8 protein-coding genes are annotated in these 11,332 nt (G+C 42.7%); 4 read left to right on the forward strand and 4 right to left on the reverse strand.

All coding sequences use genetic code 11. The features are described from left to right. Nucleotides 1–177: 177 nt before the first annotated feature. The 3 genes from L3V35_RS00845 to L3V35_RS00855 all read right to left on the reverse strand — a co-directional run bounded on the left by L3V35_RS00845 (nucleotide 178) and on the right by L3V35_RS00855 (nucleotide 2,809). Entirely contained in the window at nucleotides 178–1,137 is a 960-nt protein-coding gene (locus L3V35_RS00845) for a biotin-dependent carboxyltransferase family protein (RefSeq protein WP_237298123.1), read from the reverse strand. Further along, entirely contained in the window at nucleotides 1,121–1,888 is a 768-nt protein-coding gene (locus tag L3V35_RS00850) for a carboxyltransferase domain-containing protein (RefSeq protein ID WP_237298124.1), read from the reverse strand. Before L3V35_RS00850 ends, L3V35_RS00845 begins: the two co-directional genes overlap by 17 nt. Before the next feature lie 177 nt (nucleotides 1,889–2,065). Continuing rightward, complete coding sequence (locus L3V35_RS00855) at nucleotides 2,066–2,809, reverse strand: 5-oxoprolinase subunit PxpA (RefSeq protein ID WP_017064591.1); 744 nt, start codon at nucleotides 2,807–2,809, stop codon at nucleotides 2,066–2,068. A gap of 170 nt (nucleotides 2,810–2,979) precedes the next feature. Here L3V35_RS00855 and L3V35_RS00860 point away from each other — a divergent pair, with 170 nt between their 5' ends. The 4 genes from L3V35_RS00860 to galE all read left to right on the forward strand — a co-directional run bounded on the left by L3V35_RS00860 (nucleotide 2,980) and on the right by galE (nucleotide 8,641). Then, nucleotides 2,980–5,043, forward strand: coding sequence for a TonB-dependent receptor (locus L3V35_RS00860; RefSeq protein ID WP_237298125.1), 2,064 nt, complete (start codon nucleotides 2,980–2,982; stop codon nucleotides 5,041–5,043). After that, complete coding sequence (locus tag L3V35_RS00865; protein WP_237298126.1) at nucleotides 5,033–5,569, forward strand: YfiR family protein; 537 nt, start codon at nucleotides 5,033–5,035, stop codon at nucleotides 5,567–5,569. Before L3V35_RS00860 ends, L3V35_RS00865 begins: the two co-directional genes overlap by 11 nt. Further along, entirely contained in the window at nucleotides 5,569–7,542 is a 1,974-nt protein-coding gene (locus L3V35_RS00870; protein WP_237298127.1) for a diguanylate cyclase, read from the forward strand. Before L3V35_RS00865 ends, L3V35_RS00870 begins: the two co-directional genes overlap by 1 nt. 85 nt (nucleotides 7,543–7,627) lie before the next feature. After that, nucleotides 7,628–8,641, forward strand: a complete 1,014-nt coding sequence (galE, locus tag L3V35_RS00875) for a UDP-glucose 4-epimerase GalE (RefSeq protein WP_017079232.1) — start codon at nucleotides 7,628–7,630, stop codon at nucleotides 8,639–8,641. 355 nt (nucleotides 8,642–8,996) lie between these two features. Here the strand turns inward: galE and L3V35_RS00880 are convergent, their stop codons facing one another. Next, complete coding sequence (locus L3V35_RS00880; protein WP_237298128.1) at nucleotides 8,997–11,144, reverse strand: TonB-dependent hemoglobin/transferrin/lactoferrin family receptor; 2,148 nt, start codon at nucleotides 11,142–11,144, stop codon at nucleotides 8,997–8,999. Nucleotides 11,145–11,332: the final 188 nt, after the last annotated feature.

Genomic DNA, 11,332 nt, shown 5'->3' on the forward strand with positions numbered 1-11,332 from the left:
AAGAATAGCGTAGGAAAAAAGCTTGAGAACAAGGCGGCTCTTTTCGACAAGAAGTTTCGATGAGTAGTTATTCTACAATCAAAAATTCTAACGAAGTTATCGAGATTTCTAACAAGCTAGGGTGACCAGTTATTTACTACGATTGGTATTAAAGTGGCTTTTATCTACAGGGGCACATCAATAACCGAAAAATTGAGCCCATTGGCACCAAACATCTTGTAAGCCTAAGCGATCTCCCTTGTTGAATGATATCGCATGTCCAGGTTTGGCTTGTGCTAAGCGCGGTAAATCGATTCTGGCGACACATCCAATCTTTGGGTAGCCACCAATAGTCTGTCTGTCATTAAGCAACACGATAGGTTGCCCATCTTGGGGGATTTGAATCGCACCTAAGGCAATGCCTTCTGACAATAGCGAAATATCAGGTGAATCAACCGATTCACCACTCAGTCGATAACCCATGCGATTTGAATTTTGGTCAACGTGATACTGTGCGTTATACAAAGTCTCTTTTGCTGACTCGGAGAATAGTTCGCTTTGATAGCCTTCAATCACTCGCAGGTTCACTGGTAGATTGTAATCAGGCGTGTATCGGAAGGTGACACTCAACGCTTTAAACGGGCGAGAGAGTTTGTGTTGGGTAAACGCAATTTGTTGCCCTTGCTGGCATGGCTCTCCATCTTGCGTTAATCCACCAATCTTTTCTCGAGTCACCGTAGAACAGCTATGAAGAGTTGATGGAACATCGAAGCCCCCCTTAATGGCTAAATACGCCCTTAGACCATTTTTAGGTAAACCAAATGAGAGAACTTGCCCTGCGAAAGCTTGAAAAGTACGCCAGTTCGACTGTGGTTTGCCATCAAGCTTCGCTTGTAAATCGCCACCACATAACGCCATCTCACAATCAAAGTCGATTCGTAACGCGCATTGCCCAAGCGTGATTTCCAACGCCGCTTGGTTGACTGGGTTTCCGAGCAGGTGATTGGCCCAGCTATACGAGTAATCATCAACAGGGCCACCTTGTGTCAACCCGAGATGAGCGACACCAAATCGTCCGAAATCTTGAATCAAACTCAACGGGCCGGGTTTAATCACTGTTAGTGTTGGTTTAGCTATTGTATTAACCATTAGCGACATCTCCACTAATCTCCATAAGCCTAAGCTCTACAAATTCTTGTTTTGAAATCGCGATGAAACGGACCGTATCACCGACATTAAGTAGAGACAGCGGCGTTTGCGTGGTATCAGCGTTCTTCAATTGGCTGTGATCAAACAGTGCGATCGGGCAATTGCCAATAATATTCCAACCGCCCGGTGAGTCCGAAGGATACACCGCCGTTTTCGTATCCGCGATGGCGATGCTGCCTTTCGGCACACTTAAGCGTGGGGTTGAATGACGAGGCAAAACAAGTTCATTGACCACATCAGACATAAACGCAAAGCCAGGCGTAAACCCAATGGCACTGACGCTGTATGTTTGTGAGGTGTGATGTTGAATGATTTCATCCAGCGACATGCCTTGGGCTTGATATCGGTCTAAATCGAGTGCTGTTTCTGGTGAGTAATAGGCGGGAAGCTCGATAGTGTTACGCGTGTTAATAACACTAGAGAAGGACGAAACAGCATGACTCAACAAGGCGTTGAGTTGTTCCATGAGCTGATGTTCTGAAATTCTATAAGGTAAGTAGTCAACCAGAATGGTGTGGTAAGCCGGTGTCACATTCATCAATACAGGTGCTAAGTTTTGACGAATAGCATCGGAAAAATGAGCCATGTACTGCGCATATTGAGCGCTAGATTGATTATTTGAAGGCGATAGCGCCAAGGTGACCAAAACACTGCATTCTGCGACTGGCGCTATATTGAACTCAATTTGATTCGTCGTCATTTCGTTTCCATACTTTTGCTTGCCTTTGATTTACTTACTGCCTTTTGTTTGCTTATTTGGCGTGTCTAACTTCCGTGTCTAAACCAATACAAAGCAATTAGACCTTACGAGCAATTGATTAAGTACTCGGTTAGGCGAGCGATAAAGCCATGCGCCATACCAATCACACGCTTCATATTAGTTAAAAGCGTTAAGGTCTTGTCTGATTTTTCTAATTAATGCGATGGATTGGGGATTATCACCATGAACACAGATGGTATCGGCTTCAATAGGCAGTCTTTCACCTTCAATGGTCGTGACCGAACCGTAGTTAATGATTTGCATGACTTGGTTGTAGATGTCGTCCTGATTAACGTAAACCGAGCCTTTTTGAGTTCGCGGCGATAACTGCCCATTATTCAAGTATGCACGATCGGCAAACGCTTCAAACAAGAGGGGTAAGTCATGATCGTCAGCAATATCTAAATACTGCTGATTGTCTGACGAAGAGAGGATCATTAAGGGGATGTTAAATTCAGCGACGGCTTGGGCTACCGCATTAAACACATCAATGTTCGCCATCATATCGTTGTAAAGAGCGCCATGAGGTTTCACATAGCCAACAGATGCATGGTGATATCGGCAAAGGGCTTGTAGTGCACCGACTTGATAACAAACCAGTTCACTGATCTCATCCATGGTGTGCGGAATAGAACGGCGACCAAACCCGACTAAATCTTGATAACCAGGGTGAGCACCTATTTGGGTGTGATAGTGCTGTGCCAGTTTAATAGTCTTGGACATAACGTGCGGATCAGACGCGTGAAAGCCACAAGCGATGTTTGCCATATCGACCCATTCCATGACCGACTCATCATCGCCCATCTTCCAATTGCCGAAACTTTCTCCCATGTCGCAATTAAGCAAAATCTTCGTTGTCACGTGGTGCTAATCCTTTACGTTGAGGTAAGTAATGACGGTCTTATAAATGCCATAAATAAACAGTGACCTGACTCAAACTTTCGACACCGAAAATTTACCAGTATGGCATTTCATATATAGTTGAACTATTGATTAAAGGATTAATATCTATCTGTATATTAGGTGAGCACATGATATCGCGCCAGGTTTGCTTAGGACTAGCATTAACGACACCTGTTTTTGTAGCTGCTCAAGAAAACTCTTTAGACCAACTCATGTCGATGAGCCTTGAAGAGTTGTCTATGTTAGATGTTGAGATGGAAACGGCTTCGAAAGTGACACAAAAACTTACCGACATTCCCTCATCGGTTTATGTACTTTCTAATGAGCGAATTCAACGCAGTGGGGCTAAAACCATTGCGGAAGTGCTGACGCTAGTACCCGGCCTCAAAGTGACTAAGTTTAACGAGACCTCGTGGTTTGTTTCGACGCGCGGCTTTCATGATGGGCTGTATAACAAAATGCTCGTGATGATGGATGGACGAAGCTTATTTAGCCCAGTCTATGGCGGCACGTATTGGAGTGATGTTGACTATATACTTGCCGACATCGAACGTATCGAAGTATTAAAAGGCCCCGGCGGAACGATTTGGGGAGGCAATGCGGTTAATGGTGTGGTGAATATCATTACTAAGTCTGCCAATGATACTCAAGGGACGTATCTCTCTGGTGTCGCTTCTAATACTGATAATTACGAGTTTAGTGTTCGTCAGGGTTTAAGCTTGAATGACGATGTGAATGCGCGTGCATTCTATAAGTACCGAGAAGAACCCACGTATCGCACAAACGAATCTGAAAAATGGAAAGCGCAAACGGCTGGGATGGTGTTTCAACCAAGTAATACTGAAGAAAACTGGTCATTGCGTATCGGCGGCGAGAAAAGCTTTTACGAGTCGGAACTCTATACGTTCCAATATGATAACTCAGGTTCGTTTGTCGGTTCACAAGCCAATGATTTCGATAACAAGAGCCAATCTGTTTACGTCCAATTCAACGACTCTCGCCATTTTGATGAAAGTTCGACACTCTCATATTCGTTATGGGGGGAATATAATGAGGATAACGCGCCAGATGCTCCGGGAAGCTACTCGACCCTCGATTTTGACTCGACCTATATCAACCAGCTATCTGCAAAGCATCAGATGACACTCGGTGGTGGCCTGCGATATATGTATCTTGATTTCTCGTCTAGCCAAGTTTCGGAGGTTGATTGGTACAATCCCGATTACGAAGGTCGAGCCTACAATATCCAATCTGCCAACGATTATATTGCGAACGCTTTTATACAGTCTCAAATTCAAATGACGGAAGCGCTATCTATTACTATTGGTGCCAAGGTCGAGCACTTTACACAGAATGATTCAACTGAGCTTTCACCTCAATTGCGAGGTTTATATAAGTTAACTCAACGTCATTCCGTGTGGGCGGGGCTCAGCCGTGCAGTGGTTGCACCATCATATATGGATTCAAACTCTACATACTACTTCAACAGTTATAATACCGATTCAAACGACAGTTATCTGGATGTCTATAAATCAAACTCTAACCTTGAAATAGAGGACGTCATAACGGCTGAAATGGGGTATCGTTACTCTAACAATTCAAATTTCGAGCTCGATGCAACAATCTACCTGAGTGAACATGACAATCTACGCTTCCACAGCTATGACCCGAATGATATCCCCGCGAATCATGTCTATGTCGGTGCATTATCTGATGATTATAAAGCGAAAACCTATGGCTTAGAGTTAGGCGCAAGTTATCAAATTACAGAAGATCTCACCAGTTACCTGAGTTATGCCTATTCAACGTTAGAGGGTGAAAACAAGGGTGATGACCCTAAATCTAGCCCACAAACTGGCGTCTATCATGACATTGATAATGAACATTTAGCCACGGCACAGTTGATGTGGAATATCACCGATAGCTGGCAATTCGATGTTATCGGCCAATACATTAATGTGAATTACCCAGACTATTGGATAGCAGGCGATGGCACTCAATACGAATGGCAATCTTACCCACATGAAATAACCTTTGATGCACGTCTTGCATGGAAAAAATCATCCGCAGCACCTTTAATTGAAGTGGTCGTTGAAAACATTGGTAAGAGTGACGGCTATCAAGCTGAATTCACGTCTGAGAAAAGTGTTAACCAAGAGTCTGTATATGTGAGGGTCTCTCATGAATTCTAAGTGGCTTAAGTACCGTATTAAGCTCGGTTTTACTAAACTCAGCCTTGCCACTTTAGCAATGTTTATTATGCCTTTAAATACATCGGCGGCTAGTTTCAAGCCTTATGAAGTGAAAGCGGTGTACCTTTTTAGAATTGCCAACTTTATTCGTTGGAACGACGAAAGCACCATGAATACGGTTAACTTCTGTGTGATTGGCGATGAGAAGGTAAGCAAAGCACTGACGTCGATTACACAAGGGAAATCTATTCGTTCTCTCGCTATTCAAGTTCATCAATTGGTGACTCCTAAGTGTGATATCACTTATCTATCGGATCTCGATGATGATGAATTTAGCCGTAAAGCCCACTCACCACATACTGTGACGATTAGCGATATCCCAAACTTTACGGACATGGGAGGAGTCATTGAGCTAACGCACATCGATAATAAGCTAAAGCCTAAGATCAACTTAGTGAATGCAAGACGCGGTGAATACGTCATCGGCTCAAACCTGTTACGAATCGCTATAGTGGAGGGCCAATAATGTTGTCTTTCATTAATAATTTATCGATTAAAAACAAGCTGATATTACCGATTGTCATCTTCATCGCGGTTACTTTTGTGACGATTCAATCAGTGAATTACACTGTCACTTTTGAGCGAGAGAAAGAGAGTCTTATTCAGCGAGTTAAAGTGTTGGCACAAGGTGTTGCTTATAACCTGCAAGCCGCGATTCTATTTGAGGATAAATCCTCGGCTCAGGAGATTTTGTCAGCCTTCGTTGCGGATAAAGATATCGTCAGGGTGAAGCTCTATGACATTAATGAACAGCTTTTTGCGAGTTATCAAGTGAGTAATACGCTGGTTCCAAGGCCGAATACAGATGAATTAAATGACATCGCGGATCACCAATTTGCCATCTCCGAGAATTTCATCTTTTTGCTTGTTCCGGTGACGCTGGATGACGCTGTGATCGCTAACTTGAGAGTGACAATATCAAAAGAGACGTTTATTACGATCTTAACGAATATTTTCAAGGTTGCGGCCGTCTACTTGCTGTTTCTGGTGATCTTAGGCGGGGTACTGGTCAAATTGGTTCAACGCTTAATTATCGATCCAATGTTTGACCTTAATGAGGCGATGCAAGCTTTTGTTGAACGTCGTTCAGAACAACCAAAATTAGTCGCAACGAACCACGATGAGATAGGGGATCTGGTTCGAGCTTTTAATACCATGCTCGAAAGACTTCAACATCGCGACAACCAAATCAATTTTACGCTCGATAAACTACAAGAAGAAAAGTCGTTTGCGAATGAGGTAATTGAAACTGTTCAGCACTCGTTGTTGGTAGCCGATGAAAAAGGGTTCATCGTTCATGCGAACGCTGCCACTCGTGACATTTTTAAGTGTACCGAAGCGTTTCTTGAAAATTTATTGATCCAAGAGTTGATCTCGACAAAGCAAACTGGGTTCTTACAAGAGGTTATCGACGCCAATATTGAGCTGAATGACGAGCTACTCGAAACCACCGATCTCTTTAACTCAAAACGCTGGCTTCGTGTGAGCAGCCGTTCGTTGTCAAAGCACGGTCGTATTCTTTATGCAATCCAAGATGTCACGGGGATAGAAACTGCCATGAGTCGCCAGCGTATAGCCGCGGGGGTTTTTGAGAACAGTAAAGACGGCTTAATCGTACTGAATTCATCCAATGTAATTACCATGGTAAACCCAGCGGTCACCCAACTTCTTGGTTATCACGCCGATCTGCTGGTGGGCAAAACACCATTTGACGTTTTTTCTTGGCAACAGTTTTCATCCCTAATGCCGACAATTCGCAGTTCATTGGAAAATTATGGGCAGTGGCAAGGCGAGGTATGGGAGAAGAGTGCATCTGGCACTTTGGTTCCAATGTTTGTAAAAGTGAATCGAGTTTCGTCAGACAACGAGAAAGACGAGTTTGATATGGTACTCACATTGTCTGATTTATCTAATGTCAAAGAGATGGAAAGGCTCGAACACTTGGCTCATCACGACGCATTAACGGGTTTGGCCAACAGAGCTCAGCTGTATAAAGTGATGGATGATGTAGTCACGTCTAGCCATTATTCTAATCAACACTTCGCGGTTATCTATTTGGATCTCGATGGTTTTAAACACGTTAATGATAACTATGGACACGATGCGGGCGACGAAATCCTCAAAGCAGTATCGAGCCGGTTGTTATCTCAAGTTCGTGCAGGAGATTTGGTAGCACGTTTGTCGGGTGATGAATTTGTTCTTATTATTAAACAAACCAACAAAGTCTTGTTAGCAAAGTTAGCGGAGCGACTGTTGGAGCTGATCGGGCAAGAAGTGACCCATAAACAGCGCTCGCTTCATGTTGGAGCGAGCTTGGGCATACACTTAGTTGATGGTTCAGAGCGTGATATAGACGTGATCCTAAAGGTTGCCGATGAGGCGATGTACCAAGCAAAACGCAAAGGAAAAGGTCAATTTGTGTTCTCTCGTGATAGTTAATAGCCGTAGGCGTTTGTGACCTCTACCTAAGTTGTTGTATCATAAGTGATAGGTTGAATATTTTTAATTAAAAGGTCTGCTAAACATGAATGTTTTAGTTACAGGTGGCATGGGTTACATCGGTAGCCATACAAGTATCCAGATGATCAACGCAGGAATGACACCTGTACTTTTTGATAGCTTGTATAACAGTAAACCAAGCGTTCTAGAGCGTATCGAAAAAGTATCTGGTGTTCGCCCTAATTTCATTGAAGGTGACGTTCGTGATAAAGCGCTTTTGACTGAAACCATGAAGCAACACAACATTGAAGCCGTTATTCATTTCGCTGGTCTAAAGGCGGTTGGTGAATCTGTGGCTAAGCCACTTGAATACTATGACAATAACGTGAACGGTACGTTAGTTCTTGTTGATGCAATGCGTGACGCTGGTGTGAAAACCTTAGTATTCAGCTCTTCAGCAACGGTCTACGGCGATCCTGCGAGTGTGCCTATCACAGAAGATTTTCCAACAAGCGCAACCAATCCTTACGGTCGTAGTAAGCTAATGGTTGAAGAGTGCTTAACCGATTTCCAAAAAGCCAATCCAGATTGGAGCATTACACTGCTGCGTTACTTTAACCCAGTAGGTTCACACCCAAGTGGTGAGCTAGGTGAAGACCCGCAGGGTATTCCAAATAACCTAATGCCATTTGTCTCTCAAGTAGCCGTGGGCCGCCGTGAATTCCTATCGGTATTTGGTAGCGATTATCCAACAAAAGACGGGACTGGTGTTCGTGATTACATCCACGTCATGGATCTGTCTGATGGCCACATCGCAGCGCTTGAAAAAGTAGGGCGTAAAGACGGTCTTCATATCTACAACCTTGGCACTGGTAACGGTTCGAGTGTATTAGATATGGTTAAAGCGTTCGAGAAAGCGAGCGGTAAACAAGTCCCTTATAAACTGGTCGATCGTCGCCCAGGTGATATCGCAGAATGTTGGGCAGATCCTGCTAAAGCTCAGAAAGAGCTTGGCTGGAATGCGACGCGTACATTGACTGAAATGACCGAAGATACATGGCGCTGGCAGTCAACGAATCCTAACGGTTTCCCTGGCTGATCTAGTAGTTTCATGAATGATTAATATACAAAAAGATGCTTTAGGGCATCTTTTTTGATCTAAATCGAATAAAAAGTGAATTAGTGGTTAAAAAGTATCATTCTGTATCGGTTGTTGTTATCATGCTCGCGAATTATATGTTTAATGTTAATTTTCTTTGGAGTTAATCATGGAACTAGGCCTAATTATCACTTTCATCATTGCTGCTGCAGTAATGGTTAAGAAAGAGATGGCAGAGAAGTAATTTCACTTTATCCCTTTTTTATACAATTTTTAGTGAAATAATAAAAGCCAGCGTTTAGCTGGCTTTTTAGTATCTGCTGTATACGTTTCTGTGGTTCAGCTTTCTAACGAATTAGAATTCGTATTTAGCTGAAATGCCGTAGTTTCTTTCCGCTTGAGAGTTCTCTTTGTAAAGCTCATCATCGCCACGAATGTCGTTCCAACGGTAGTACTCTTCGTTAGTTAAGTTGAATACGCCACCACGGATAGTAAGATCCTTCATTGGCTTGTAGTAAGCTGTCAGGTCAACAACCGTAGCGCTTGGAAGCTCAGCTTGACCAGCGTTGCCGCCGCTTTCGTCATCGAAGTTGATGTCTGAACCAGACTTGTTAGCCGTGTAGTTTAACTTAAGGCTAGTACCCCAGTTTTGGTTTGGAGCATCATAGTTAAGACCTAATACAGCATTCCAAGGGTTAACACTATTCAGTGCATTGCCGTTTCCGTCTTCACCTTCTGTATATGAAGCAACGAAGTGAGTTGAAATCCCCTTAGGTGCACCTACCAAAACATCCCATAGTAACGTGTTAGAGAATTCAACACCCTTAATTGTTGCCGAATCTAAGTTAACGTTAGAGTAGTGTGTAGTTCCGCCAACTTTTTTCGTTACCACTGTTTCGATAAAGTCATCGTAATCACTGTAGTAAGCCGCAATCTCAGACGATGAAGCCTGTGTATTATGACGGTAACCTAGCTCATAAGAGATACTGGTTTCTGACTTAAGATCCGGGTTTGGATCGTTTACGTAACCATGTCCTGGGTTGTCATACGTGTAGTACAGTTCATCGAAAGAAGGGGCTCTAAAGCCTTGGCTAATTTGGCCAAAAATGGTGCCTGTATCAGTAAGTTTGTATGTTGAGCCTAAACGTCCAGTTACTGCAGAATCAGAGAAGTCCGTAAGTGACTCACCTGTATTTTTACCAGGGTCTGTAGAGAAGTGATCGAAACGAACACCTGGAGTAACAATAAGTTTGTCGTTGATTAGGCTAATTTCGTCTTGTACAAACAGACCAAGTTTTTGCTCTTTAGCATCAGGAGTGTATACATAGAGCTTATCATCAGTCGCAGTATCAGAGTTGTACTCCATATTGGTATTGCTGATGTCGCTATGTGTATAAGTTGCCCCATAAACTAGGTAATGGTTGTTAATCTCTTTATCTAGCTGAGTTTCGAGCTCAAGCTTATCTTCGGTGTATTCATAGTCTTTTGTTTGTAAGTTATCGTTGTTAGCTGGCACCCAAGGTGGCATACCTGGACCCGCTGGCTTAAAGCGCTTCGTCACACCATTTTCTTCTTTAGAAATGTACGACACTTTACTGGTCACGGTATCGGCAATTGCGCCATCAGCAAACCAAATGTGTTTAATCGCAAATCGATTTTGCTCTGTATCATCTGCACCCGTGTAGCTATCGTAGCTTGAGTGATAAATGTCAGAGTCTGAAGTATCTTTGATTAGCTCAGCTAGAAACTCAATACGATGGCTTTCATTCAATTGGTATTGCAATTTTACCAAAAGGTTATCTGCAGATGTGTCTTGATCTTCTACTGCGTAATTCTCTAAGTTATTAGAGTCGCGGAAGTTTTGAAGCTCTTCACCGTCACGACGAGTGTAGGCAACCAATGTTTCTAAGTCACCAAATCGATTAGCTAATGCAACGTGCTCACTGAAAGAGTTATCTTCTGAAGAGTAAGACAGTTTCGCTTGGCCACCGAAGTCTTCGCCATTTTTCAAGAAATCAGAAGGGTCTTTAGTTTCAAAAGCAACAACACCGCCAATAGCATCACTTCCGTGTAAACTTGAAGCAGCACCTTTGATAATTTCTACACTTTTAAGCATGTCGGGATCGATTGAAATACCGCTAGAATTGATAAATGCGTATGGACCACCATCAAATGAACCTGGCTGAGAAGAGCCATCGACCAAAATCTTAACGCGTTTACCTTCCATGCCACGAATGTTGATGGTTTGTGCACCTTGGCGAGAGCTTGAGTTCATCGTTACACCCGGAGTGTATTCGAAGATTTGATTCACGTCTTTCGCCATATTCTCTTCAATTTGCTTATCCGAGATGACAGTAACAGAAGCTGCTGTATTGATAAGTGTTTGATTAGTACGAGTCGAAGATACAACAACCTCATCAAATAGGGCATAATCGTCAGCAAAGGCTGATGTTGATGAAAGCGCTAAAACGATTGAAGCAGAGAGTAGGGATTGCTTATACATCTGATAGTTACCTTAGTTCCATAGTATTATCTTGATTTGCGAAAGATAATATTGGATCTAAATGATAATTACTATTATTTGCATTTAAATAATTTTCAATTTTATCAACTAATTCATAATTAATAATCTTAAATATCTGTATTAAAAAGACTTTTACAGTTCCATTCATAGTCTGAATGCTTCTGTTT

The sequence above is a fragment of the Vibrio sp. L5-1 genome (assembly GCF_021728315.1).
GTDB classification, from domain to species: Bacteria; Pseudomonadota; Gammaproteobacteria; order Enterobacterales; family Vibrionaceae; genus Vibrio; species Vibrio splendidus_K.